At 39.9% G+C, this 24,332-nt stretch carries 28 protein-coding genes; 18 read left to right on the top strand and 10 right to left on the bottom strand.

The features are described 5' to 3' along the window. Position 1 precedes the first annotated feature (1 nt). A complete protein-coding gene (gene mltG / locus FTU02_RS04430) occupies positions 2-1,054 on the bottom strand; it encodes an endolytic transglycosylase MltG (protein ID WP_180156040.1) in 1,053 nt (350 codons plus the stop codon). Position 1,055: 1 nt separating this feature from the next. Further along, positions 1,056-1,865, bottom strand: a complete 810-nt coding sequence (gene pabC, locus FTU02_RS04435; protein WP_180156042.1) for an aminodeoxychorismate lyase — start codon at positions 1,863-1,865, stop codon at positions 1,056-1,058. 161 nt (positions 1,866-2,026) lie between these two features. Between pabC and FTU02_RS04440 the strand changes: the two genes are divergently transcribed. The 8 genes from FTU02_RS04440 (at position 2,027) to FTU02_RS04475 (ending at position 10,097) form a co-directional block, all read left to right on the top strand. After that, a complete protein-coding gene (locus tag FTU02_RS04440) occupies positions 2,027-3,034 on the top strand; it encodes a sulfate ABC transporter substrate-binding protein (RefSeq protein ID WP_078190339.1) in 1,008 nt (335 codons plus the stop codon). Positions 3,035-3,210: 176 nt separating this feature from the next. Then, positions 3,211-4,224 carry a sulfate ABC transporter substrate-binding protein gene (locus tag FTU02_RS04445; RefSeq protein ID WP_111883967.1) on the top strand — a complete coding sequence of 338 codons (1,014 nt, stop codon included), beginning with the start codon at positions 3,211-3,213 and terminating at the stop codon, positions 4,222-4,224. Between the two features lie 33 nt (positions 4,225-4,257). After that, a complete protein-coding gene (locus FTU02_RS04450) occupies positions 4,258-4,863 on the top strand; it encodes an alpha/beta hydrolase (protein WP_180007628.1) in 606 nt (201 codons plus the stop codon). An 85-nt stretch (positions 4,864-4,948) separates the two neighbouring features. Further along, complete coding sequence (gene cysT, locus FTU02_RS04455; RefSeq protein ID WP_078190342.1) at positions 4,949-5,782, top strand: sulfate ABC transporter permease subunit CysT; 834 nt, start codon at positions 4,949-4,951, stop codon at positions 5,780-5,782. Next, positions 5,779-6,666 (top strand): sulfate ABC transporter permease subunit CysW, encoded by an 888-nt coding sequence (cysW, locus tag FTU02_RS04460; protein WP_078190343.1) that lies wholly within the window; start codon positions 5,779-5,781, stop codon positions 6,664-6,666. The genes cysT and cysW overlap by 4 nt, the downstream gene beginning before the upstream one ends. Before the next feature lie 11 nt (positions 6,667-6,677). Beyond that, positions 6,678-7,739 (top strand): sulfate/molybdate ABC transporter ATP-binding protein, encoded by a 1,062-nt coding sequence (locus tag FTU02_RS04465; RefSeq protein WP_180156044.1) that lies wholly within the window; start codon positions 6,678-6,680, stop codon positions 7,737-7,739. A 56-nt stretch (positions 7,740-7,795) separates the two neighbouring features. Further along, positions 7,796-8,719 carry a CysB family HTH-type transcriptional regulator gene (locus tag FTU02_RS04470; RefSeq protein WP_078190345.1) on the top strand — a complete coding sequence of 308 codons (924 nt, stop codon included), beginning with the start codon at positions 7,796-7,798 and terminating at the stop codon, positions 8,717-8,719. A 163-nt stretch (positions 8,720-8,882) separates the two neighbouring features. Continuing rightward, positions 8,883-10,097 carry an outer membrane protein transport protein gene (locus FTU02_RS04475; protein ID WP_180156046.1) on the top strand — a complete coding sequence of 405 codons (1,215 nt, stop codon included), beginning with the start codon at positions 8,883-8,885 and terminating at the stop codon, positions 10,095-10,097. 58 nt (positions 10,098-10,155) lie between these two features. Here the strand turns inward: FTU02_RS04475 and carO are convergent, their stop codons facing one another. Then, positions 10,156-10,866: an ornithine uptake porin CarO gene (gene carO / locus FTU02_RS04480; RefSeq protein WP_078190346.1), complete on the bottom strand. Its 711-nt coding sequence runs from the start codon at positions 10,864-10,866 to the stop codon at positions 10,156-10,158. A 375-nt stretch (positions 10,867-11,241) separates the two neighbouring features. Between carO and dapD the strand changes: the two genes are divergently transcribed. From dapD to FTU02_RS04505, 5 genes are all read left to right on the top strand, one after another. Then, positions 11,242-12,063 carry a 2,3,4,5-tetrahydropyridine-2,6-dicarboxylate N-succinyltransferase gene (gene dapD, locus FTU02_RS04485; RefSeq protein ID WP_180083942.1) on the top strand — a complete coding sequence of 274 codons (822 nt, stop codon included), beginning with the start codon at positions 11,242-11,244 and terminating at the stop codon, positions 12,061-12,063. 113 nt (positions 12,064-12,176) lie between these two features. Further along, positions 12,177-12,887 (top strand): 7-carboxy-7-deazaguanine synthase QueE, encoded by a 711-nt coding sequence (queE, locus tag FTU02_RS04490; RefSeq protein ID WP_180156048.1) that lies wholly within the window; start codon positions 12,177-12,179, stop codon positions 12,885-12,887. 29 nt (positions 12,888-12,916) lie between these two features. Then, a complete protein-coding gene (gene queC, locus FTU02_RS04495) occupies positions 12,917-13,588 on the top strand; it encodes a 7-cyano-7-deazaguanine synthase QueC (protein WP_078190349.1) in 672 nt (223 codons plus the stop codon). 13 nt (positions 13,589-13,601) lie between these two features. Beyond that, positions 13,602-14,009, top strand: coding sequence for a hypothetical protein (locus tag FTU02_RS04500; RefSeq protein WP_078190350.1), 408 nt, complete (start codon positions 13,602-13,604; stop codon positions 14,007-14,009). Positions 14,010-14,144: 135 nt separating this feature from the next. After that, positions 14,145-14,603 (top strand): peroxiredoxin, encoded by a 459-nt coding sequence (locus tag FTU02_RS04505; RefSeq protein WP_180156050.1) that lies wholly within the window; start codon positions 14,145-14,147, stop codon positions 14,601-14,603. A 59-nt stretch (positions 14,604-14,662) separates the two neighbouring features. Here the strand turns inward: FTU02_RS04505 and FTU02_RS04510 are convergent, their stop codons facing one another. Beyond that, positions 14,663-15,262, bottom strand: a complete 600-nt coding sequence (locus FTU02_RS04510; RefSeq protein WP_180156052.1) for a LysE/ArgO family amino acid transporter — start codon at positions 15,260-15,262, stop codon at positions 14,663-14,665. A gap of 138 nt (positions 15,263-15,400) precedes the next feature. Here FTU02_RS04510 and FTU02_RS04515 point away from each other — a divergent pair, with 138 nt between their 5' ends. Further along, the gene (locus FTU02_RS04515) at positions 15,401-16,288 is read left to right on the top strand and encodes a LysR family transcriptional regulator ArgP (protein WP_180156054.1); all 888 of its coding nucleotides are present in this window, start codon (positions 15,401-15,403) and stop codon (positions 16,286-16,288) included. 17 nt (positions 16,289-16,305) lie between these two features. On the opposite strand, the gene FTU02_RS04520 is transcribed toward FTU02_RS04515, so the two are convergent. Then, positions 16,306-16,872 carry a YceI family protein gene (locus tag FTU02_RS04520; protein ID WP_180156056.1) on the bottom strand — a complete coding sequence of 189 codons (567 nt, stop codon included), beginning with the start codon at positions 16,870-16,872 and terminating at the stop codon, positions 16,306-16,308. A gap of 86 nt (positions 16,873-16,958) precedes the next feature. After that, positions 16,959-17,528 (bottom strand): nicotinate-nicotinamide nucleotide adenylyltransferase, encoded by a 570-nt coding sequence (locus FTU02_RS04525; RefSeq protein WP_180156058.1) that lies wholly within the window; start codon positions 17,526-17,528, stop codon positions 16,959-16,961. A gap of 106 nt (positions 17,529-17,634) precedes the next feature. Between FTU02_RS04525 and FTU02_RS04530 the strand changes: the two genes are divergently transcribed. Together FTU02_RS04530 and FTU02_RS04535 are read left to right on the top strand one after the other, a co-directional pair. Then, on the top strand, positions 17,635-18,435 hold the full coding sequence (locus FTU02_RS04530) for an enoyl-CoA hydratase-related protein (protein ID WP_078192396.1): 801 nt from the start codon (positions 17,635-17,637) through the stop codon (positions 18,433-18,435). Between the two features lie 95 nt (positions 18,436-18,530). Next, complete coding sequence (locus FTU02_RS04535; RefSeq protein WP_180120733.1) at positions 18,531-19,304, top strand: nitroreductase family protein; 774 nt, start codon at positions 18,531-18,533, stop codon at positions 19,302-19,304. 209 nt (positions 19,305-19,513) lie between these two features. Here FTU02_RS04535 and FTU02_RS04540 read toward each other — a convergent pair whose 3' ends face one another. Both FTU02_RS04540 and FTU02_RS04545 read right to left on the bottom strand, forming a co-directional pair. Further along, on the bottom strand, positions 19,514-19,831 hold the full coding sequence (locus tag FTU02_RS04540) for an NGG1p interacting factor NIF3 (protein WP_180063429.1): 318 nt from the start codon (positions 19,829-19,831) through the stop codon (positions 19,514-19,516). Between the two features lie 15 nt (positions 19,832-19,846). Next, positions 19,847-20,728 carry a LysR family transcriptional regulator gene (locus FTU02_RS04545; protein WP_180054948.1) on the bottom strand — a complete coding sequence of 294 codons (882 nt, stop codon included), beginning with the start codon at positions 20,726-20,728 and terminating at the stop codon, positions 19,847-19,849. Positions 20,729-20,884: 156 nt separating this feature from the next. On the opposite strand from FTU02_RS04545, the gene FTU02_RS04550 reads away from it, so the two are divergent. Beyond that, on the top strand, positions 20,885-22,627 hold the full coding sequence (locus FTU02_RS04550) for an FAD-dependent monooxygenase (protein WP_180156060.1): 1,743 nt from the start codon (positions 20,885-20,887) through the stop codon (positions 22,625-22,627). Between the two features lie 302 nt (positions 22,628-22,929). After that, positions 22,930-23,547 carry a hypothetical protein gene (locus FTU02_RS04555; protein ID WP_180156063.1) on the top strand — a complete coding sequence of 206 codons (618 nt, stop codon included), beginning with the start codon at positions 22,930-22,932 and terminating at the stop codon, positions 23,545-23,547. Positions 23,548-23,582: 35 nt separating this feature from the next. Here the strand turns inward: FTU02_RS04555 and FTU02_RS16310 are convergent, their stop codons facing one another. Together FTU02_RS16310 and FTU02_RS04560 are read right to left on the bottom strand one after the other, a co-directional pair. Further along, positions 23,583-23,711, bottom strand: coding sequence for a KGW motif small protein (locus FTU02_RS16310; RefSeq protein ID WP_257232757.1), 129 nt, complete (start codon positions 23,709-23,711; stop codon positions 23,583-23,585). 284 nt (positions 23,712-23,995) lie between these two features. After that, positions 23,996-24,301: a hypothetical protein gene (locus FTU02_RS04560; protein WP_180156065.1), complete on the bottom strand. Its 306-nt coding sequence runs from the start codon at positions 24,299-24,301 to the stop codon at positions 23,996-23,998. Positions 24,302-24,332: the final 31 nt, after the last annotated feature.

The raw sequence follows: 24,332 nt of genomic DNA on the forward strand, positions 1-24,332 counted from the left end.
CTTAGTTTTTCGCACGAATTACAGATAAATATTCTTGTACCGCGCGGTTATGGTCTGACAAATTACTGCTAAATTTATGACCACCGTTACCTGTTGCCACGAAATAGATGTTATTTGACGCATCTGGATGCATCGCGGCTTCAATAGCTTTTTGACTTGGCAAAGCAATCGGCGTTGGTGGTAAACCATTAATCGTATAAGTGTTATATGCTGTAGGTGTACGTAAATCTTGGCGAGTGATATTGCCTTGGTATTTATCGCCCATACCGTAAATCACAGTTGGATCTGTTTGCAAACGCATCCCTTGTTTGAGACGACGCACAAATACACCAGACACTTGTTCAAGCTCACTATCAATACTGGTTTCTTTTTCAATAATCGATGCCATGATCAAGGCTTCATATTTATCTTTATACGGTAAATTTTGAGCTCGATTGTTCCAAGCCTGATCTAAGGCTTTGATTTGTCTGTTATACAAATCCTTCAAAATTTTGCGATCAGACTCGCCTTTTGCAAAGAAATAAGTATTCGGAGCAAATAAACCTTCAGGATGTGAATACGGAATGCCGAGCTCTTTTAAAATTTGTGCATATGGTAAATGACTGATGTCATGTGTCACCAAAGGGTCATTTTTTAAAGCATCTATCAATTGCTTAAATGTCGTCCCTTCGATCACTAAAATTCGATTCATTTGCGCATTTTCAGAGTTAGAAATCAGTTTCATGACTTCACGCACGCTCATGCCTTCATGGATTTCATATACACCCGCTTTCAGGGTGTCATTGATCATGAACTTTTGGTACAACTTCAAAATAATAGGAAAATGAACTTGTTTCTCTTTGGCCAGTCGGTCAATAAGTCCTGAATAGGTATCCCCTGCACCAATCGCCAACATTTGCTTTTTGCCTTCCACGGGATAGGCTTTAAATAAACTCGACCACAGTAAAATCGCCACAAGTACAACGATACCAAGTAGCACAACCAAACATGCTTTAAATGGAAAACCTGCTTTGGCAGATTTTTTCTTATTTGTTTTTTTAGACACGGTGGACATATTAACGAATCTGACTTAATTGAAGTGTTCGGAAAAGTTCAATACAAGCTTGAACATCTAACTCAACTCCATTCAGAGTTGATGCAATTTTCATGGGACTTAAGGCATTACAGAAAAAAACACTCTGAAAATGCGTAATTTCATCCATATTGACGTGACGTTGAGTACATGGAATCTGAAGCTGCTGCATCCGTTTTAAAATTTCTGCACGCATGACACCATGTACGCCATTATAACGAAGTTCGGGCGTAATCCATCCTTCATTTGTGCGAATAAAACAATTACTGCTCACACCTTCAACAACTGTACCTTGTACATCCGTCACCAAAGCTTCGCCCCATGGGGTTTGATCCAACTCTGCTTTGAGCATGACTTGTTCTAATCGATTTAAGGACTTTAAGCCCACCAAACTTGGCATGGTTAACCCAATAGCTTGATGTAATACACCACTTTCGACAGTTTCGTACTCAAAATCTGCAACGGTTTTAGGGTAATAAAACACCCAAACATCTGCTGGATGCTTAGGCAAACTATAGCCACGCTGACCGATACCACGACTCAACACAATTTTTAAAGTGCCATTAACGACATCTTGTTTACGTAACAATTTTAAAGTGTCTTCAATAAGGTTTAAATCTGCATTTAGCTTTAATCGCTCATTGCTCAATTTTAATCGTGCAATATGCAAAGCTAAAAGTTCTATTTGTCCTTGGCGAATACGTGCCGTGCTAAAACAACCATCGCCATAGTGAAAGGCTCGATCAAGTAAATTAACTTGTTCTATTTGCTGCGCATTTTTAAAACACTGCATACGTCGTCATCCCAATTACATCACTTTATTTTAAAAAATAATCGCTCAGCATATATTTCTTTTTTGTTCATATTAAATTCTTTTTTAATTATTTTTTCTGCATAAAAACTACAGATATTCTTGCCTCATCCAACAAAACATGTATAAAAATTGAGGACAACATGAATCTATCGAAATTAAAACTTGGGGTTTTGGCTGCATTCATTTCTGCCACAGCATTCAGTGCATCTGCCAAAGATTTCTTAAATGTGTCATATGATCCAACCCGTGAATTGTATGACAACTTCAATAAAGACTTTAGTGTTTACTGGAAAAAAACCACAGGCCAAGACATTAACTTTAAACAATCTCATGGTGGCTCAGGCAAACAGGCTCGTGCAGTTATTGATGGTCTAGATGCAGATGTAGTTACGTTGGCTTTGGCTGCAGATATTGATGAAATTGCTGCACGTGGTTTAGTTGCAAAAGACTGGCAAAAAAAATTCCCACAAAACTCAACGCCATATACATCGACTATTGTGTTCTTAGTGCATAAAGGCAATCCGAAAGGCATTAAAGACTGGGGCGATTTAATTAAACCGGGTGTCGACATTATTACCCCGAACCCAAAAACATCGGGTGGTGCACGCTGGAACTATCTAGCAGCGTGGGCTTGGGCCAAACACCAAGCAGGTGGTAATGATACAAAAGCCCAAGAATTTGTCCGCCAAATCTATAAGCAAACCAAAGTCCTCGACTCAGGCGCACGTGGTGCAACAACTACATTCGCAGAACGTGGTATTGGTGACGTGTTATTGGCTTGGGAAAATGAAGCACATTTGGCAGTTCGTGAACAGCCGGGTAAGTTTGAGATTGTGACCCCTTCACTTTCTATCTTGGCCGAGCCACCTGTTGCGATTGTAGAAAAAAATGCCAAGAAAGATGGCAATGAAAATTTAGCCAAAGCGTATTTAAATTATTTGTACTCACCTGCGGGTCAAACCATTGCAGCGCAGAACTATTATCGTCCACGAAATGCTGCAGTATTGGCAAAATATAAATCCGTCTTTAAACCTTTAAAATTAGTGACTATTGATAAAGAGTTTGGTGGTTGGAGCAAAGTACAGAAAAAACATTTTGAAAATGGTGGCGTCTTTGACCAAATCGTGAAGACCAATAATTCCAAATAATGCTTTAAATACCGAAAAGCATCTTCCTTTCGCATAAGGTCGATGCTTTTTTTTCGTAGATACGCATATTATCTTTTTTATTCATATAAAATTCGTTTTTAATTATTTTTTATGCATAAAGATTGGCGCTATTCTTCACCCATGTTACAGACAAAGTAAAAATTATTGAGGTTCACATGAGTATTTCCGCAAAATTAAAATTGGGTGTTCTTGCTGCCGTCATCTCGACAGTTTCTTTTGGCGCAGCTGCAAAAGACTTTTTAAACGTATCTTACGACCCAACGCGTGAACTCTATGAAAGTGTGAATAAAGACTTCAGTAAATATTGGGAAAGCCGTACAGGTCAAAAAATTAATTTTAAACAATCTCACGGCGGTTCAGGTAAACAAGCGCGTGCCGTCATTGATGGCTTAGATGCCGATGTGGTGACTTTAGCACTGGCAGCAGATATTGATGTGATTGCAGAAAAAGCCAAACTTTTACCTGCAGATTGGCAAAAGAAACTTCCGCAAAACTCAACGCCATATACCTCAACTATTGTGTTCTTAGTACGCAAAGGCAACCCAAAAGCGATTAAAGATTGGGGCGATCTAGTTAAACCAGGCGTGGGTATTATTACCCCAAACCCGAAAACCTCAGGCGGTGCGCGTTGGAACTATTTAGCAGCATGGGCTTGGGCAAAACATCAAGCGGGTGGTAATGATACAACGGCTCAAGAATTTGTCCGTAAGATTTATAAAAACACCAAAGTACTCGATTCAGGCGCACGTGGTTCGACTACGACCTTTGCTGAACGTGGTATTGGTGATGTATTGCTGGCTTGGGAAAATGAAGCACATTTAGCGATTCGTGAACAACCGGGTAAGTTTGAAATTGTGACTCCTTCACTTTCAATTTTAGCTGAGCCCCCTGTTGCTGTTTTAGAAAAAAATGCAGAGAAAAAAGGTAATCTTTATTTAGCCAAAGGTTATTTAAACTTCCTTTATTCACCACGTGGTCAGCAAATCGCAGCTCAGAACTTTTACCGTCCACGTAACGCTACAACGCTTGCACAATACGCATCAGTCTTTAAGCCACTTAAACTCGTAACCATTGATAAAGAATTTGGTGGTTGGGATAAAGTCCAAAAAGCACACTTTGAAAATGGCGGCGTGTTTGACCAAATCGTCAAAGCCAACAATGGAAAATAAGACCATTCATTGACTGAATCAGGAGAACTTGACATGACACATACAGTAATTGTCCCGGGTGTAGGCGGTAGTGAACACGCACATTGGCAATCTTGGTTACAACGTCAGCTCATGTCTAGCTCTCGTGTTCAGCAAAAAGACTGGAATCATCCTGTACTAAAAGACTGGATTAAACAATTTGTTCAAACCGTACGACCTTTACAGGGTGAAATTCAAATTGTGGCGCATAGCTTTGGTTGTTTAACCACGGTGGCAGCATTGGCCTTGTATCCAGAACTCAATAAAAAAATCAAAAATTTAGTTTTGGTTGCGCCAGCCAATCCAGCACGCTTTGGAGAAAACGGCTTTGCACGCGACAGTACGACGGATTACAAAGCATTTTTTCATCAATTAAGTATTCGTGTGCCGACAACGATGTTGATTAGTGAAAATGATCCTTGGCTTGGCTTTGAAGATGCAAAACAACTTGCTGATGCTTGGAAGCTTTACCCTGTGAATATGGGTGCTGTGGGTCACATTAATGTTGCATCAGGTTTTGGACCGTTTCCTGAAATTTTCAATTACTTAATTTCAGAAAACCACATGAAACATATCAGCTTTACTGATGAAAACAAGTATTTATTTCAATTTGCTTTTTAAGTACTGAGCATTAAGCTTGTCGCAAAATCATTTATTCAATTTTGCTGACCTTTTAAGTCAGCTTTTCTCATTTTGAGGAGTCATCATGTCGCAGCGATCCCGAGTGCTGCCAGGATTTGGTCTTTCTCTAGGCTTTACCCTAGCGTATTTATCCTTAATTGTGCTCATTCCCCTTTCGGCCGTATTTATTAAATCTTTAGGTATCGGTTGGGATGGACTATGGGAAATTTTAAGCTCAGAACGTATTTTAAAATCGTTACAACTGAGTTTTAGTGCCGCCATTATTGCTGCGTTAGTCAATGTGGTTTTTGGTTTGCTCTTAGCATGGTGTTTGGTTCGTTATACCTTCCCGGGTAAACGTATTGTCGATGCATTGGTTGATTTACCTTTTGCATTGCCAACTGCCGTTGCGGGTATTGCATTAACTTCGTTATATGCACCGACTGGTTGGATCGGTCAGTACCTTGAACCTATTGGCATTAAAGTCGCATATACCCCGATCGGTATTACCTTGGCTCTCATCTTTATTGGTATTCCTTTTGTGGTTCGTACTGTACAGCCTGTACTGAGTGATCTAGAAACTGAACTTGAAGAAGCAGCTTCGGCACTGGGCGCAAACCGCTTTCAGATCGTGACCAAAGTGATCTTACCTATTCTATTTCCTGCGCTGTTAACAGGTTTTGCTTTGGCCTTTGCACGCGGTGTGGGTGAGTATGGTTCGGTGATTTTTATCGCAGGAAACCAACCCTTCAAAACTGAAATTGCCCCATTGATGATCATCTCTCGCCTTGAAGAATATGATTATGCAGGTGCGACCACGATTGCGGTTGTGATGCTGGTGATTTCTTTTGCCATTTTATTCTTAATTAACTTGGTTCAAGCATGGGCAAGTCGCCGTACAGGGAGAACTGCACGATGAATACGAACAGTAATGCGCTTGCGGAAAAATTACAGTCGCGTGATGCAACGCGTGAACCGACATGGGTTCGTTATACCCTGATCATCATTGCTTTAATTTTCTTCTTAAGCTGCCTGATTCTGCCATTGGTTTTGGTTTTCGTTGAAGCCTTTAAACAAGGTGTTGGCGTTTACTTCCAAGCACTGGTTCATCCAGATACATTATCTGCGGTGAAACTAACATTACTAACAGCTGTGATTGCCGTACCGCTAAACGTGGTCTTTGGTGTAGCTGCGGCATGGTGTGTTGCCAAGTTTAATTTCCGTGGTAAATCTATTTTAACCACGATAATTGATATGCCATTTTCAGTCTCTCCGGTCATTGCTGGCTTAATGTTGGTACTGATTTTTGGTACTCAAGGTTGGTTAGGCGGCTGGCTAATGGATAACGACATCAAAATTTTATATGCCGTTCCAGCCATCGTCCTTGCTACTGTGTTTATTACCGTTCCTTTTGTGGCACGTGAGTTGATTCCATTAATGGAAGCTCAAGGAACAGAGGAAGAAGAAGCAGCAATCGTATTGGGTGCTTCAGGCTGGCAGACATTCTGGAAAGTGACACTTCCAAATATCAAATGGGGCTTAATCTACGGCGTGATTCTATGTAATGCACGTGCAATGGGTGAGTTTGGTGCTGTTTCTGTGGTTTCAGGTCACATTCGTGGCGAAACCAACACCTTACCGCTACACGTAGAAATCCTTTATAACGAATATACCTTTAGTGCTGCTTTTGCTGTGTCTTCACTATTAGCGCTCTTGGCGATTGTGACCCTGATTTTAAAAACATGGGTTGAACTACGTCAGGAACGACAAGACAAGCGTAAAGAAGATTCACAAGTTTCTTAAGGAATGACCTCATGAGTATTCAAGTAAAAAATATTGAAAAACACTTTGGTGCATTCCATGCACTTAAAAATATCTCTTTAGATTTCCCTGATGGCCAGCTCGTTGCGTTGCTTGGCCCATCAGGCTGTGGTAAAACCACCCTGCTCCGTATCATTGCAGGACTTGAATCTGCTGATGGCGGTCAAGTCATTCTAGAAGGTGAAGATGCCACTAAAGTTCATGTCCGTGAACGTGAAGTTGGTTTTGTATTCCAACATTATGCACTATTCCGTCATATGACCGTATTTGACAACATTGCTTTTGGTTTACGCGTACGCCCACGTGCAACACGCCCATCTGAAGCCGAGATCAAAAAACGGGTTACTCGTTTGCTTGATCTTGTTCAGCTTGGTTTCTTGGCTGACCGTTACCCAGCTCAGCTTTCAGGTGGTCAACGTCAACGTATTGCCTTAGCACGTGCATTAGCGGTTGAGCCGCGTGTGTTATTACTGGATGAACCTTTTGGTGCATTGGATGCCAAAGTTCGTAAAGAATTACGCCGCTGGTTACGTACCTTACATGACGAACTCCACATCACCTCTATTTTCGTGACCCATGACCAAGAAGAAGCGCTTGAAGTGGCCGATCAAATCATTGTGATGAACAAAGGCAACGTAGAACAGATTGGCTCGCCACGTGAAGTTTATGAAAAACCTGCAACACCGTTTGTATTTGACTTTTTAGGTCAAGCCAACCGTTTTGAAGGTCAAAATAGCAATGGCCTTATTCAAATTGGTGAAGACCGAATTTTGTTGCCACAAAATGCCAATGCACCGCAAGGCAATGTCATTGCCTTTGCCCGTCCGGATGAACTGCATATTCATGCACAGCCGCAAGAAAATGCCATCCAAGCGACTTTTGTACGTGAGCTTTGGATTGCAGGTAAAGTCATTGCTGAACTGCATGACCGCCAAGGCAATTTGATCGAAATTTCATTAACGGCAGATGAAGCGAAAGCGCATCAATTCCGCCCAAATCAAACGGTATGGTTAAGTGCAACGAACTTGCATTTATTTGAAAACCAAGTTGCATAAAACAAAAAAGTTGGGGCCTTCACAAGCCCCACTTGCTTTTAAGGTAAAATAAAATTATGAATTTCCAACAATTAAGAATTATTCGAGAAACCGTACGTCAGAATTTTAATTTAACAGAAGCGTCTGCTGCACTTTACACCTCGCAGTCTGGCGTGAGTAAACACATCAAAGATCTAGAAGATGAACTTGGTGTACAGCTGTTTATCCGTAAAGGTAAACGTCTACTCGGTTTAACCGAACCAGGCCAGTCATTATTGGGTATCGTTGAACGCATGCTCGTAGATGCAGATAATATTAAACGTCTGGCAGATGACTTCAACAAAGTAGATGAAGGGACATTGACGATTGCGACCACACATACGCAAGCACGTTATGTCTTGCCGCCGATTGTGAACCAATTTAAAAAAGAATTTCCAAAAGTTCATCTAATTTTGCAACAAGCAAGCCCTGTTGAAATTACAGAAATGCTCCTTCAAGGTGAAGCGGATATAGGGATCGCAACCGAATCATTAACCAATGAAGATAACCTGGCAAGCGTGCCTTACTACAACTGGCAACACAGCATCATTACGCCTAAAGAGCACCCACTGACCCAAAAATCAAATATCACCATTGAAGATTTATCGAACTATCCAATTATTACCTATCACGGTGGTTTTACAGGTCGTTCAAAAATTGATAAAGCCTTTGAAGATTCAGGCTTTGATGTTGATATCGTGATGTCTGCACTTGATGCAGACGTTATTAAAACCTATGTTGAACTCAATATGGGGGTTGGTATTGTCAACGATGTGGCATACGACCCAGAGCGTGACTACCGTTTAAAACAAATTCCAACGGATATTTTTGGGGTTAATACTACTTGGATTGCTGTTCGCAAAGGACATTTGCTACGTGGTTATGGCTATGAATTTATTTCTTTATGCTCACCTGATGCCGACATCAAAGCGTTGAAAAAAGTCGCTTACCCAGAAGACTGATAGGCCAATTGACGAATTAAAGAGGACACCTGCTGTCCTCTTTTTTTTGGTAAATTCATATTTTATCTAAGTTTTCTTGGCTTTATTTTTAATTTTGATTAAAATACGCTCAACACAATAAAAATTAAAAATTCATTACTTCCGACCCATACGCCAGGACTTTATGAAAAATCAATTCGTCGCAGTGGCAGTCGGTATCGTCTGCCCCATACAGATCATTTATGCAGCAGGAATAGAAAACTCAGATCAATCGATCTCGGCCTTTCTTGAACCCGGAAATTATACTGAAGCCAGCTTCGCTTACGTCGATGCTCAAATTGACGGGAAAGTACAGAACCAAGTTTTAATTAGTGAGTTGGGCATTACTGATTTTTCTACAGGGAATCTCGCCCATCAACAATTTTCTGGGAAATTTGCACTTAAAATTCAACCGCATGAAAATATTTCTGCGGGGGTAATTTATGAGCAACCCTTTCATACCGATATCAGTTATCAATATAGTCCTCGCTTACCCGATGGCTCAAATATCGATATTGAAAGCGCCGATATTAACTTTAGAACGCATAACCTAACTGGACTGGTAGGCTATCAACCCAATAAAAATTGGAATATTTATAGTGGTTTAAGCCTACAAAAATTTAAGGGTGATTTAAAAATATCTGGGCAACAATATGCTGCTCTCAATGGCTACCATGTTGATCTAAAACAAGATGAAGCGCTAGGCTGGCTGCTCGGTTTCAGCTATCAAATCCCTGAATACGCTATTAAAACCAGCCTAACCTATCGTTCAAAAGTCAAACATAACAATAAAACCTCTGAATCAACTTTGTATTCAAATGGTCCTTTTCAGTTAGTCCCTGACACCCATACATCCATTCAAACACCACAAAGCGTCAATTTTGAATTTCAAACAGCTGTTAGCTCACATAATGTTGTATATGGCACAGTTCGTTGGATAAATTGGAAAGATTTTAGCATTCAACCACCGCAGTTTAATGCTGTGCTTCAATATGCAGCACTCGATCCGCAATACCGTGATTTAGCGGATATCCAATTGGTGGAATATCAAAAAGATCAATGGTCAGGAAAATTGGGGATTGCACATCAATTTAATCCCAGCTGGCTCGCTGCAGCAGAGTTTATTTGGGATAACGGGACAGGAAATGCGGCGTCTACCTTAAACCCGAGTGATGGCTATCGAGGTTTAGGTTTAGGTGTGATGCACGAATTTAACCCGAACAATTTTCTAGCGAGTGGCCTGTATTATATGAAGTTCTCAAAACCATCGAATACAGAAACATCGCATATTTCAGGTCTTGCTAGTGTCTCAGACAATGATGCCATGATCTATGGACTGAAATTTGGTCACAGATTTTAAACGCAGTCTAAAAACAAAAAAAACGAGCCGAAGCTCGTTTTTTTATTTCAGTAAGAACTTACCAATGGTAGCTCACACCTACTTTACCTACTGGAAGCCATTCGTATTTGTCATCTTGTTCAATGCTACGTTCATGGTCAGCAAGTAATTCACGGTCAGCAGCAGTACCACCAACAGCCGTTAATTTTGCAGTTGGGTTACCAGTGTAATAAGCACCCACTTCACCGAATACGCCCCAGTTTTTATTCAATTTTGGTGCAAAACCAAGACCTAGGTATGGTGCGATATCGTTATCGTAAGATACTTTACCGTTTAGACGTTCGAAAGAAGTTTCTTTACCATCAATTTCGATTTCACCGCTTTTCGCTGTAGATTTCAAACCATATTCAGTGTCGATATAACCTACACCCGCAGCAACATAAAGACCTTGAGCCCATGGATTAGCACTTGCACCCCAAGGACGTACTTCTGCATTTAAGTAACCAACTTTGTTATCCATATCCATGTCGTATTTTACGCCATCTACAGATAAGTCATCTGACCATGAAATATCACCACCGTTATAACCTAATGCAAGGCCGACGTATGGGTTCGCAGTCCAAAGTAACGCACCACCATAACCAGTCGTACCCACTTCTAGACGAGCGCCAGTTGGGATAAGTTGGTTTTGATCAAATGCATAGCCATCATGAACTACAGAGGTATCTGCCATTGCAGTACCTGCAGCAGTAAGTAGAGCAGCTACTGTTAATAAACGTAATGATTTCATGTGTTTCTCCTCAAAATAAACTGTTATTCAGATTTCTACAGTCTTGTTATATGGCACATGTTAAAAGGAAACTCCGCTTAACTTTTATGCAAATTTACTGATTTTTTGTTAACTTTTGATACATTTAGATTTTAATATTGATTAATAAAGAGTTTTTGTTTGATTTTTTTAAACATAATAATGATGCTTGAGAACAATTCTGTATATTTTGCGTATTTTTTATACAAATTTTATGAAAGTGCTACATCTATCACCCTTAGTTTCTTGGTTTTAGCGCTTGCTTAATAATTAATTCCGATCCTAGGCCGATTTACCATCTATTTTTGACTCGATTTAGTGTAAAATCTTGGAAAATTTTTTTCTGGATGGAAGAACATGTCTCAGCTTTCAACAATCATTGAACAAGCGTTTGAAGACCGTGCTAATTTCACTGCAGCTGACTGTCCTGCTGAAGTACGTGCAGCAGTAGAAGAAGTGATCGCTGGCCTAGATAACGGTACATTACGTGTTGCTGAAAAAATTGATGGTGAATGGATTGTTCATCAATGGGTGAAAAAAGCCGTTTTGCTTTCATTCAAATTGAACGACAACAAACCAATGGAAGCTTGTGACTTACGCTTCTATGACAAAGTTGATACTAAGTTCTCTGACTGGACTGAAGAACAATTTAAAGCTGCTGGTGTACGTGTAGTACCACCTGCTGTGGCGCGTAAAGGTTCTTTCCAAGCGAAAAATGTTGTATTGATGCCTTCATATGTCAATATTGGTGCATACGTTGACGAAGGTACTATGGTTGATACATGGGCAACTGTTGGTTCATGTGCTCAAATTGGTAAAAATGTTCACTTATCTGGTGGCGTTGGTATTGGTGGTGTTCTTGAACCGCTTCAAGCAAACCCAACAATCATTGAAGACAACTGCTTTATCGGCGCGCGTTCTGAAATCGTTGAAGGTGTAATCGTAGAAGAAGGTTCTGTGATTTCAATGGGCGTATTCATTGGTCAATCGACTAAGATTTATGACCGTGAAACTGGCGAAATCCATTACGGCCGTGTTCCTGCTGGTTCTGTTGTGGTTTCTGGTAGCTTGCCGTCTAAATGCGGTACATACAGCCTCTACGCTGCAGTAATCGTGAAAAAAGTTGACGCGAAAACTCGTGCGAAAACAAGCTTGAACGAATTATTACGCGAAGACTAAGTCTTTATTTAAGCGGAGCATTCGTGTTCCGTGGAGCCTCTATCGCTCCTCGTCTCTACGGTTAGCAATGATCGTAGAGATTTTTTGTTTTTTTATATCTGGTTAATTTTGTTATGAGTACCCTTCGATCTTCCGCTATTCCTGTTTCTGATCCGTCTGCGGGTTTACGTATTACGGAGATTTTTTATTCATTGCAAGGTGAAGCCAATACCGCAGGTTTGCCTACGGTCTTTATTCGTTTAACGGGCTGTCCTTTACGTTGCACTTATTGTGATACAACCTATTCATTTGAAGGCGGTGAACGCCAATCATTAGAAGAAATTATTCAAACCACTTTAGATTTTAAAACCCCTTATATTTGCGTGACGGGTGGTGAGCCACTTGCTCAACCGAACGCCCTTCCTCTCATGACTCGTCTGGCCGATTTAGGCTGCGAAGTCTCTTTAGAAACCAGTGGTGCTTTAGATATGTCTAAAGTTGACCCGCGTGTTTCAAAAGTTATGGATTTAAAAACCCCGACATCGGGTGAAGTTGCACGAAACTTGCTTAGCAACTTCGATCATTTAACACCACATGATCAAATCAAATTTGTGATTTGTAATCGTGAAGACTACGAATGGTCAAAACAGCAAGTTGAGCGCTATCAGCTAAACGAAAAAGTCAGCACCATTTGGTTCTCTCCTGCCTTTGCCGTTGAGAAAGGCGCTGTTCGCTTACCTCAACTTGCACGTGATTTAGCACAATGGATTTTAGAAGACCATCTCCCTGTTCGCTTCCAATTGCAATTACATAAGTTGCTTTGGAACGATGAAACTGGTCGTTAATTTTTAAAGAATTATTTGGAGTAATGCATATGCGCCCTCGTGCCATAGTTTTATTGTCTGGCGGCTTAGACTCAACCACTTGTTTAGCTTGGGCTCAAGCACGTTATGAATGTATCGCCTTAAGTTTTATGTATGGTCAACGTTCTACGACAGAACTGGATGCTGCTCGTGAGTTAACTAAGCAGGCTGGTGTAGAACATCGTGTCATTAATATCGATTTAGGTAACTTAGGCGGCTCTGCGTTAACTGACCATAGCATTGAAGTTCCTGATCATGAACAAGCCGGTATTCCTGTAACTTATGTACCAGCGCGTAACACGATTTTCTTGTCATATGCTTTAGCTGCGGCGGAAGTTTTTGGTGCAGAAGCGATTGTCATTGGTATTAATGCAGTTGATTACTCAGGCTATCCAGACTGCCGTCCAGAGTTTATCGAAGCATTTGCCAACATGGCTCGCCTTGCAACAAAGGTTGGCGTTGAAGGAAAACCACTTAAATTTGAAACACCTCTGTTACATTTATCCAAAGCAAATATCATTCGCTTAGGTATAGAACATGGCGTAGACTACAGTCAAACGGTGTCTTGCTATCAAGCAGATGACCAAGGTCGTGCTTGCGGTAAATGCGATAGCTGTCGTCTTCGTAAACAAGGTTTCGTTGACGCAGGTGTTGAAGATCCGACACGTTACATACCGAAATAACAAGGTAGGGTTTATGAAAAATTTAAAATCAAACATTATTCTTTCTGCTGCTTTCTCTGCAGCTGCATTGTTTGCTTCAGTTGCACACGCTGACAACGACAAGCTTCAACAAGCATATAAGAGCACTAACGTAAAATCTTCGTTAATTAATGTTTGTAAAGAAGAAACTGGCAAAGGTAAAAAACTAACTGCCGCTGAAGTTAGCAAATACTGTACTTGTGCTGTTGAAGCAGATGGTCGCTTAACCAATGCTCAAAAATGGGAAATCCAAAGCACAATCAACCAGAAGAAAAGCCCTGCAACACTCGCTTTTGTTCAAAAACAAAATAAAGACCTTCAAGCATGTTTCGGTCCTCAGTTAACAGGTAAATTAAAAACCTTAACTGAAGAAGCAATGAAATCTGCTCAAGCGAAAAAATAATTTTTCGTCTTAGAAAAGCCTGCAAATGCAGGCTTTTTTATTGCTTTAAGTTCAAAGTAAATTCTGTATGATGGTCATATTTCACATACTTTGTTTAAGCCCGTTTAGGGATAAGACATGAAAAAGGAAATCTTCATGACTGAAATTAGCTTACCAAATCAAACCTTCCCAACCACCTCAGGTGAAGTCAACCTTGCCGCACTTAACAATGACTGGCTGATCGTCTACTTCTACCCTAAAGATTCAACACCAGGATGTACGACGCAAGCTATTGGGTTTTCATGCTTAAAAGATCAGTTTGATGCGCTTAATACACCAATCTACGGTATTTCTCGTGACTCGGTTAAAGCTCATCAAAACTTCACTGAAAAGCAAAATCTAAGCATTGATTTAATCAGTGATAAAGAAGAAGTGCTATGTCAGCATTTTGATGTAATTAAAGAAAAAAATATGTATGGCAAAAAGGTTATGGGCATCGAACGTTCAACCTTTATTTTCCATGACGGTAAGCTGGTAAAAGAATATCGTAAAGTCAAAGCCGCAGGCCATGCAGAACAAGTCCTAGAAGATTTAAAAGCATTACACGCTGCATAAAAGTAATGATTTGAGCCTGCTCCTATAGGATTGGGCTCAAATTTAATGAGGACATCTAACTAGAGCAATAATGAAATTGCAATTCCCCACATCACAACGCCAATAATAAAGTCTAAAACTCTCCATGCCTTTGCACTTTGGAAGAACGGTAATAAATAGCGCGCGCCAAATCCAAGGACAAAGAAAAACACCCATGAAGCTGTAATTGCCCCAATCGCAAAATATACTGCGGTTGACTCAAACTTCGTGGAAATAGACCCAATCAGCACAACCGTGTCGAGATATACATGTGGATTTAACCACGTTAAAGCCAAGCAAATCAGTACCAACTTCAATAATTTGGTTTCATTCTTTTCACTAGGCGCTAAACTGCTCGAAGTTTTAAAGGCTTGCAGAAAATGCTGTGCCCCATAAACTGCTAAAAACGTTGCGCCCAGATATTTCGCTCCATTAACAATTTCAGGGTGACTTTCAACCAATTGGGAGAATCCGAGCACACCTAGTAAGATGAGTATCGAATCAGAAGCAGCACAAATAGCGCAGAGCCAAAAGACATACTGCTTTTTTAACCCCTGCTTGAGAATAAACGCATTTTGCGCACCAATCGCGATAATTAGGCTAAATCCAATTGCGAGCCCTTGCATATAACTGTGCAACATTTTTAACTACACTTTCAAAGCTTTAAATGAATGTTGCTATTATCCAAGCTTATTGCTAAAAATAAGTATTTATAAATAAATATCAATATAACTGAGTTTTTCTTAGTTTATAGAATTTCTAATGCTTATAGGTGACTCATGTTACAAAGCAAACATAGTGAAGCTTTTCTTGCGGTTGCTGAAACAGGAAGCTTTGAACAAGCAGCACTGCGTTTAAACATTACGGCATCTGCGGTCACGCTCAGGCTGCAAACCTTAGAAAAGAAATTAGGTCATGTACTCATTGTACGTGAACGACCCTGCCGCCCAACGCTTGCAGGTCAATCTTTATTGCATTATTTACAACACAGCAAATTACTAGAACATAATTTTCTGCAAAATCTAACAGGACAAACAGCGAATGCTTTCTATCAAGTCAATATTGCAACCAATGCTGACTCACTTGCGACATGGTTGCTTCCGCTACTCAAAGATCTCTTAATTGAAGAAAAAATCATGATTCATTTTCAGGTCGATGATCAGTCACAAACACATCATTTATTAGAAGCTGGTTTGGTCAATGCCTGTGTCACAACAGAATCGGAAGCCATGAAAGGCTGCGTTGCAGAATATCTGGGAGAAATGCATTATCGGTTTGTGGCAACCCCTGATTTTATCCAAAGGTGGTTCGGTCAAGGCGTGACGCGAAATGCCTTAAGGGCTGCACCTGCACTGATTTTCAATGAGAAGGATGACCTGCATACGCAATCGATTCAAAAAAATTTCGGACTCAATCCTTCACAATATCCACATCATTTCATTCCCTCTTCAACAGCATTTTTTGATGCCATTACGATGGGCTTGGGCTACGGATGGTTACCCGACTATCAAAGTAAAGACTTATTGGCAGCAGGAAAATTGATCGAGCTTTCAACAGAACTCAGTATTGATTTAGCCTTGTATTGGCATCATTGGAACCAACAATCAATTCAATTACAGAAAATAACTGCTGTTATGCTACAACACGCCAAAGATCATATGTGTTAAACCCTGTAAGACTACGGTTATTCAAGCCGCCATTGGCCTTTGAGTTGTATTAATACTTGCTCACCTACTCCACCAAGTGCTTTACGCATACCAAAATCACTACGTTTAATGGTTGCTAAAGATTGAACATCCAACACTTTTGGATTTTGTGGACTAGGGGCAAGTGTGGTATCAAAGATCACAGGTTTAGTGATGCCACGAATGGTGAGATCCCCTCGAATCATATACTTGGCATAAGCGACTGGTTCGATTTGTTTACTGAAAAACTTCACGTGCTTAAATTCAGCAGCATCAAAATATTCGCTCCCCAAGATTAATCCTTTCAAGCTTGGGTTACTAAAACTGATGCTATCCACATCTAACACTAAATGCGCTGAACCTTTATGCGGAACTTCAGGATCAAACTTAAGATTCGACTGAACCTTATTAAAGCGGCCTTCTACAATAGACAGCCCCACAGATTTAATACCAAAAGTGACCTGACTATTAGGCGTTAGCGTCCATTCAGCAGCATGTAGGGGAAATACGCAACATAAAGCGAAGGCTCCCATATATTTTGCAAACGTTCCCTGACGCAAATTCATGTTTTTCTCCTGAATAAAATACAGCCTAAAAGCACTACAATGTTTATTTTTTTACTCCATTGTGGTGCTAGAAATTTAGCGTTTTTTTATAGCAGATTTGTTTTATCCTGAGTCATAAATTTGTGTTGAAGTTGTTTATAAATGTCTGTCTGTTGAAATTTTTGCAAAAAATCAATGGTACCTTTAGGAAAGGCATCTCGTTCAATTTCACCACGAAAATACGCTTCACGTACTGGTGTCGCAGAAATCGCCCCTTCTAGACTATCCAGCTCAACCATTTCCCACTCGGGGAAGAATTTTAAATAATAAGAAGAATCATCTTTAAAATGCCCGATCAAACCGACTTTTGCATTCGTTTCAACTACATCATCTACCAAAGATTTGACTAACTTTTGCCATTTTTCATCGTTATATACATCTATCACATGCACAAACTTGATTCGCTTCTGATCTTGCTCTGAAAAATTCGACAGGATCATCTGCTCACGTTCTACAGCCAAAAATGGATTTTTGATATTACGTTCATTTTGCGCCGAACCCAGTGCTAAAAGCACATATTGACTTTGTTGCAAGGCAATTTTAATGGTTTGCAGATGTGCTAAATGGAACGGCTGAAAACGCCCAATGAAAACCAAATAATCAAATGTATATTTCATATCAAATCAAACTTTTTATGAACTGAGCAGTTGTGCCACAGGCTGAAATATGCGACATAATGTCGAGCATAAAATCAAAACGAAACTTTTACGCAAGGATAGTACGATGACACTGAGCTGTATTCAACAACCCCATGAACATTTGAATGCGAATTTGGACAATGGCGTACTGACCTTAGCCATTAACCGACCTCAGGCGAAGAACGCGCTGTATACAGAATTATATTTGTGGATTGCAAAAGCATTAGATGAAGCTGATCAAGATACTTCAGTGCGTGTAGTTGTACTCCGTGGTCAAGATGCGGACTTCAGTGCGGGCAATGACATGCAAGATTTTATGAAATCCGCTGCTCAAAAAGGACAAGCTCCAGCTTCTGAAGGCGCACCGTTCATATTATTAAAATCTGCTGCTCAATTTTCTAAGCCGCTGATTGCTGCGGTTCGCGGTGTTGCCATTGGGATTGGTGTTACGATTCTGCTTCATTGCGATCTTGTCTACAGCGACAATACTGCCCTATTCCAAATTCCGTTTGTGAGCCTTGGTCTATCGCCTGAAGGTGCATCGAGCAAGCTATTGGTTCAACAAGCCGGCTACCATAAAGCGGCGGAATTACTGTTAACTGCTCAGAAGTTTGATAGTGCGACAGCGCTTTCAGCAAATTTGGTCAATAGCATTGAAGAAGATGCTTATGCGACAGCTGCGAAAAAAGCAGCACAGTTATCTGCACTTCCACTAGCATCTTTGGTTCAATCAAAAGCATTAATGAAACATAATGTAGATGAAATCGTGGCATGGATTGACCATGAAGCTGAAATTTTCATGGATCGAGTAGGCTCTCCAGAAATGATGGAAGCTGTTGCCGCCTTTATGCAAAAACGCAAACCTGACTTCTCTCAGTTCAATTAATGTTTTAATGGAACTAAAAAACCACTCATATTTGGGTGGTTTTTTTCATCTCAGCCCCAATCTATTTTCTAAATTAAAAAACTGGATGTTTCCACATGACTGCAGTATCACAAACTGAAACTAAACCTGAAAAGAAACGCTACTACGAGCCTGCGCCTGAAGGCATCGATATCGAGAATTTTAAAAAAGTTGTACAAAGCCGTCGTTCTGTACGTAAGTTTACCGACAAGGCCATTCCAAACGACGTTTTAGATGAATGCTTAGACCTCGCCTTGCTTGCACCCAATTCATCGAATTTACAACCGTGGACATTCTATGTCGTTCAGAACCCTGCAAAGAAAAAACAATTGGTGAAAGCTTGCTTAGGGCAATTGGCAGCGAAAACCGCTGCGGAATTGATCGTCTGTGTCGCGCGTACCGACCGTGTAGATGAAATGGCAAAACGGAATATTTCGGAATTTCCATTTCCTGAAGCACCTGCAGCGGTGCAGAAGTATTACAAGTTTATTCCTTATAACTATAAAACAGGTTACTTAAACGCACTAGGTAACTTTAAGAAAGTAGCTTTCAAAGTTGCACGTACACTGGATAAACAATTGCCTGTAACAGCTTTTAATGAAGCAGATGCCAAACTTTGGGCGAGCAAAACCACAGCATTGGCTTGTGAAAACTTAGTTTTGGCTTTACGTGCCTATGGTTTTGACAGTTGTATGATGGAAGGTTTTGATGAACCTTTGGTGAAGAAGATTTTAGGATTAAATGCCCAGCAATACCCAGTGATGGTGATTGGTGCAGGTGAACGTGCTAAAGATGGTGTATTCTTCCCTCAGTATCGTTTTGATCGTGAGCTGTTTATTCAGAAAATATAATTTGCTTTCAAAAGAATAGTCACAACCACAATTAGCTACGTGACTTTAGTTTATAACGCGTAGGTATTACGTTACTTTGAGGGGATCAAAGTAACCAAAATCCCTTGTTAGACAGAAGATTCATCCTTGAATCTCTGTCTAACGGGTGACATCCATGTCACCCTTCGTGTATCTACTTTTTTCTATAACTTAAAAATTTAAAAGCATCATTAAAATTGAATATCCACCATTTGAATAAACTCAAATGCCGGCTCTTCATAAGGATGACTTGCTTTTAAAGCCCTCGCTACCGCACTTGCCTTTTCTTCAGGCACGATGGTTTCCACTCGCCATTCAGGGATAGACTCTAGCTGCTCCAACTCACCAATAAATGGATTTGCACCTTTTACAGGTTTAAATTGCCCCTTCCCTAAAACTTGCCAAGCACAGTGTTCATAGTTTCCTATACCACCTGCTCCTGCTTCAAATACGGCCAGTTTAGTCGACTCTAGGTGAGACTCAGGTACATAATAAATCAGTTTTAACATTGGTTATTCCAGACGCTATTGTGCAGTTACATTATTTAAAGCACTGTAAATCATTTTCAATGCAACATTATTCGATGCATTCGGATAGGTTGCATATAAACCTAGTTTCGGTAATTCCACATCTGTTTGAATGACTTTGACCGAATCATTTAAAAATTTGAGTAAATATTCGGGCACAAAACTCAGGCCCATGCCCATATTAATCAAATTTAAATGCTGCATGACATTTGTTACCCACAGCATATGATCATGTTGATGCTGATCAAAAGGAATCAAGGCATTTAAGGTATCGTAAAACACAGGAGAAGCATTTTGCTCACACATAATAATGGTGTGATTTTTTAATTCTTGAAGTTTTAAGATTCGATCTGATGGATGCAGATGCGCTGCACCGACTAGATAGATCTGCTCACTTAAAACCTGAATATTCGTAAAGTCATCATGACTTAAGTGATAACGAGTAAAGCTAATATCCAATTCAGTATTTTTTAGTTTTTGAATCTGCTCTGTACACGTCAAGCTATGTAAATGAATTTTTAAATCTGGGATATGTTGTTTTAATTGCGCCAAAATACTCGGCATAATTTTCAATTCTGCGACATTTAAAAAGCCAATATGTATTTGATTATTTTTGGCTTGCGCCACGTGGCGAGCTGCAGCTACAGCTTGTTTGGCATTTTCAAGCGCTTGCTCGGCATATTTCAGAAAAGCCTGCCCTTCATCGGTCAGCAAGACTTTTCGGGCAGAACGTTCAAATAATTGCACCCCAACCTCTTGCTCTAAGTCTTTAATTTGCTGACTGAGCGATGGTTGTGCTGTAAATAGTTTTTCCGCTGCCTTAGTGAAACTCTGTTCTTTCGCCACCGTCACAAAATAACGTAAATGTCGTAATTCCATTCGCTTCACTCCACACACTCACTACATCACCCGTGTCATGCAGTCAAAATACCAATAGATCTATAGTTTATATGAATATCCATTCTACTCGGAAAATCATTTGCCTAGACTGCGGACTATTCCAAGTTTGCGCTTCACATACACATGGAGTTTTGTATGACACAGCAATTCGATACCGATGTTCTGATTATTGGCACAGGGCCTGCGGGTTCTACTTTAGGTTTGGCCTTGGCAAATTACGGCATTCAGGTTCAGCTTTTTACCCAATTTAATTGGTTAGCTAATAGTCCGCGTGCCCATATTACCAACCAACGTGCGATGGAAGTGTTACGTGACTTAGGTATCGAAGAACAAGTTCTCGACATTGCCACACCTTGGGAACAAATGGGTGAAAGCCTCATCACCACAAGTCTTGTCGGTGAAGAAATTGCCCGCATGAGTGCTTGGGGCACGGGCGATGAACGTCATGGCGATTATATTAAAGGCAGTCCTTGTCCATTGGTCGATCTCATTCAGCCGAAAATGGAAGCTTTGTTGGTAAAAAATGCGGCTGAACGTGGTGCGATTTATAATTTTAATACTGAATATTTGTCCCATGTGCAAGATGAGCATGGTGTAACAGCAACCTTTTTAAATCGTATTACAAATACTGAATTCAGCTTACGTGCCAAATATTTGGTCGGTATGGATGGGGCAAAATCCAAAGTCCTTGAACAGCTTGATTTACCCCTTGAAGGGGTGATGTCTCGCGCAGGTACAGTCTATGTCACGTTTAAAGCTGATCTTTCCAAATATGTGCAACACCGCCCTGCCATTTTGCAATGGATTGTCAATCCTGAAGCCAGCTTTGGTGATCTGGGCATGGGCTTACTCCGTGCCATTACACCGTGGAATGAATGGATCATGGGTTGGGGCTTTGATATTTCCAAAGGCGAACCACAAGTCACCGAAGAACAAGTTCGTGCTCGACTCAATACCTTTGTCGGTGCTGAAGTAGAAAATGTCGAAATTCAAAAATTGTCTTATTGGTATGTGAACCAAACATGGGCAACTGAATACTCGAAAGGTCGTGTATTCTGCGGCGGTGATGCGGTACATCGTCATCCACCATCAAGTGGCTTAGGTTCAAATACCTGTATGCAAGATGCTTTTAACCTCGGTTGGAAATTGGCATATGCCATTAAAGGTTGGGCTACTCCTACTCTACTTGATTCTTATACATTAGAGCGTGCGCCTGTTGGCAAGCAAATTGTGGCGCGTGCCAATCAATCTCGCTTTGACTATAAGCATCTCAAAGAGGTATTTGGTTTTGACCAAGGCATCACAACTCAAGCTCAAATGATGCAACGTATTTTTGCAGAAGATGAACAAGCTGCAGAAATACGTCAAAAGCTATATCAAGCCTTAGAAATTAAAAACTTTGAGTTTAATGCCCAAGGTGTAGAGCTGAATCAGCGTTATACGTCCAATGCAGTGATGGTTGAATCTGAACCTGAGATCTTTGCCAAAGATCAACAGCTTTACTTGCAAGCAACCACACGTCCAGGTGCTAAAGTACCGCATACTTGGTTAATTGATGCCAAAGGCAACAAGCAATCAACCTTAGATATTACAGGGCATGGTCGTTTCACCCTACTGACAGGTCTTTCAGGCAAAGGTTGGAAATATGCTGCTGAATCGTTGAATCTACCTTATTTAGATGTGATTCAAATTGGTTCCCGTGAATACCGTGATGTGTATGGCACATGGAATGCGAAATCTGAAATCCATGAATCAGGCGCTGTCTTAGTTCGTCCAGATGGTTATGTCGCTTGGCGATACCAAGACAGTACTAATGCTGCTTTTGATTATGAAAATACGTTGAAGGCTGTCTTAAAGCAGATTCAGTTAATGATTTAAATAGAATCATTAACAGTCAATCATCAAATCAAATTTTAATATTTGATCACGGAACCTGCGACATGGATGTCGCCCGTTAGACTCTGTCGGACTAAATGTTAAGTTGGTATTGTCTCTAAATTTACCACGTACAGTGCTCAAAATTGCCTACCTCTGACACCTGCTTCAAATACGGCAAGTTTGGTAGATTCAAGATGCTATTCAGGTATGAAGTAGATAAGCTTGAGCATTGCATTTGATATATGAAAATTTACCTAATGCTAAGTTATATTAAACCCATTAAGAATATATAAAGATTAACAATGACTAAAACCTTTGAACAACAATGGAATGATCACTTTCCAAATAAAGTTCCAATTCCATACGTATTTAAATTTTATTTTTCAGAATATTGGTTCCATATACACAGTTTGCCAAAGTCTAAACAATATGCAGACACAACAGAAGAAGTGCTACTTTTATTAGATCATCAAAATCAGATCATTACAGATTGCTTAGGCTTAGATACCTCGGTTTACCTTGTGACTGGTAATTATATTACGCCACATTATTCTCAGCCAGAGCCAAATTATTTCCACCCTGAGTATGATAGAAGAAAAATCATTTCCTACAATTTAATAGAATCTCCTTCTATAAATCTACATCAGATAGATCCTGATTACTTTGATGATGGTGATAAAAATGATGACTGTTTTATACCTTTATACACTCAAGTAATATGGCGGCCTAAAAAACATGATGATTTATTATTAAAAATTGCAAATGAAGAAATTGAAGCCTTTCTCATTTCATTTGATAAAAAAATTATTGTTGCACCTTATGATGGTGGTATTGATTTTATTATTCAAGATGAAATTCTTAAACAGGACTTAAAAGTAAAGTATAAAGACTGGCTATCTCCCAGAGATGATGGTTTATAAAAAACCGCCTCACGGCGGTTTCTATATTTCAAATATTACATCTGCAACGCATAACCCAAAACTAAAAACACCAACTGCAAACACACCACTCCACCAAAAAGCTTCCAGCCCTTTTTACGCAGCGCAGACTTATCAACTGCCGCATATGCTACTGTTTTAATCATGTCATCACCTCATCATGAGTGTTGATACTGAACTCGTTTAGTTATCCATCTTTCTTTTATCTTGCTGTCTTTTATCTTGCTTAGTTATTGTGCATAAATTACACACTAGCATGTTTCCACAAATATAAAAGCAAAATCTAAACCAAGTTCAGTGGGAGAAATAAAAATTTAAAACCAACAAAAAACCACCCGCAGGTGGTTAAAAATTCGGATGAAATTATAGTTGTAAAATCATATATTAACAATATTTATTATATCAATTGGTAAATTAAAGCACTCAAGATTCATTCCGTAGTGATCTTTTTCATCTCCCCATTCATACCGCGCTTGAAATAAACCACTTTGTTTTTAACACTTGGATCATTACATCGTGAAATTTCTATTTTACATTCAATGCCCAAATCACTAATCTCATCAATAAGATCATAAATTGCTAACTGACGGATGCTAGATCCAATAAACCGAACCTCATCATGAGCTTCAACCTCATACAAAAGATCAAAACTTAAAAGATTTTCTTCCAATCTACGCCTTAAAACAGGAGCATCTTTTGAATGAGTTTTTAAATTTACAAAAGATTCTATTTCCATATCAAATTCCTTTAATAAACCAGCTTAATTT

The organism is Acinetobacter sp. YH12045 (genome assembly GCF_013419925.1).
Lineage (GTDB): Bacteria > Pseudomonadota > Gammaproteobacteria > Pseudomonadales > Moraxellaceae > Acinetobacter > Acinetobacter amyesii.

Coding starts and splice junctions, on each gene's coding strand:
- queE (WP_180156048.1), top strand. CDS start 12,177: ATGAGTACCCTTCGATCTTCCGCTATTCCTGTTTCTGATCCGTCTGCG.
- queC (WP_078190349.1), top strand. CDS start 12,917: ATGCGCCCTCGTGCCATAGTTTTATTGTCTGGCGGCTTAGACTCAACC.
- FTU02_RS04505 (WP_180156050.1), top strand. CDS start 14,145: ATGACTGAAATTAGCTTACCAAATCAAACCTTCCCAACCACCTCAGGT.
- dapD (WP_180083942.1), top strand. CDS start 11,242: ATGTCTCAGCTTTCAACAATCATTGAACAAGCGTTTGAAGACCGTGCT.
- FTU02_RS04470 (WP_078190345.1), top strand. CDS start 7,796: ATGAATTTCCAACAATTAAGAATTATTCGAGAAACCGTACGTCAGAAT.
- cysT (WP_078190342.1), top strand. CDS start 4,949: ATGTCGCAGCGATCCCGAGTGCTGCCAGGATTTGGTCTTTCTCTAGGC.
- FTU02_RS04540 (WP_180063429.1), bottom strand. CDS start 19,831: ATGTTAAAACTGATTTATTATGTACCTGAGTCTCACCTAGAGTCGACT.
- mltG (WP_180156040.1), bottom strand. CDS start 1,054: ATGTCCACCGTGTCTAAAAAAACAAATAAGAAAAAATCTGCCAAAGCA.
- FTU02_RS04545 (WP_180054948.1), bottom strand. CDS start 20,728: ATGGAATTACGACATTTACGTTATTTTGTGACGGTGGCGAAAGAACAG.
- FTU02_RS04550 (WP_180156060.1), top strand. CDS start 20,885: ATGACACAGCAATTCGATACCGATGTTCTGATTATTGGCACAGGGCCT.
- FTU02_RS04510 (WP_180156052.1), bottom strand. CDS start 15,262: ATGTTGCACAGTTATATGCAAGGGCTCGCAATTGGATTTAGCCTAATT.
- FTU02_RS04520 (WP_180156056.1), bottom strand. CDS start 16,872: ATGAATTTGCGTCAGGGAACGTTTGCAAAATATATGGGAGCCTTCGCT.
- FTU02_RS04450 (WP_180007628.1), top strand. CDS start 4,258: ATGACACATACAGTAATTGTCCCGGGTGTAGGCGGTAGTGAACACGCA.
- FTU02_RS04500 (WP_078190350.1), top strand. CDS start 13,602: ATGAAAAATTTAAAATCAAACATTATTCTTTCTGCTGCTTTCTCTGCA.
- FTU02_RS04530 (WP_078192396.1), top strand. CDS start 17,635: ATGACACTGAGCTGTATTCAACAACCCCATGAACATTTGAATGCGAAT.
- cysW (WP_078190343.1), top strand. CDS start 5,779: ATGAATACGAACAGTAATGCGCTTGCGGAAAAATTACAGTCGCGTGAT.
- FTU02_RS04465 (WP_180156044.1), top strand. CDS start 6,678: ATGAGTATTCAAGTAAAAAATATTGAAAAACACTTTGGTGCATTCCAT.
- FTU02_RS04555 (WP_180156063.1), top strand. CDS start 22,930: ATGACTAAAACCTTTGAACAACAATGGAATGATCACTTTCCAAATAAA.
- FTU02_RS04445 (WP_111883967.1), top strand. CDS start 3,211: ATGAGTATTTCCGCAAAATTAAAATTGGGTGTTCTTGCTGCCGTCATC.
- pabC (WP_180156042.1), bottom strand. CDS start 1,865: ATGCAGTGTTTTAAAAATGCGCAGCAAATAGAACAAGTTAATTTACTT.
- FTU02_RS16310 (WP_257232757.1), bottom strand. CDS start 23,711: ATGATTAAAACAGTAGCATATGCGGCAGTTGATAAGTCTGCGCTGCGT.
- FTU02_RS04525 (WP_180156058.1), bottom strand. CDS start 17,528: ATGAAATATACATTTGATTATTTGGTTTTCATTGGGCGTTTTCAGCCG.
- FTU02_RS04515 (WP_180156054.1), top strand. CDS start 15,401: ATGTTACAAAGCAAACATAGTGAAGCTTTTCTTGCGGTTGCTGAAACA.
- FTU02_RS04535 (WP_180120733.1), top strand. CDS start 18,531: ATGACTGCAGTATCACAAACTGAAACTAAACCTGAAAAGAAACGCTAC.
- FTU02_RS04560 (WP_180156065.1), bottom strand. CDS start 24,301: ATGGAAATAGAATCTTTTGTAAATTTAAAAACTCATTCAAAAGATGCT.
- FTU02_RS04475 (WP_180156046.1), top strand. CDS start 8,883: ATGAAAAATCAATTCGTCGCAGTGGCAGTCGGTATCGTCTGCCCCATA.
- carO (WP_078190346.1), bottom strand. CDS start 10,866: ATGAAATCATTACGTTTATTAACAGTAGCTGCTCTACTTACTGCTGCA.
- FTU02_RS04440 (WP_078190339.1), top strand. CDS start 2,027: ATGAATCTATCGAAATTAAAACTTGGGGTTTTGGCTGCATTCATTTCT.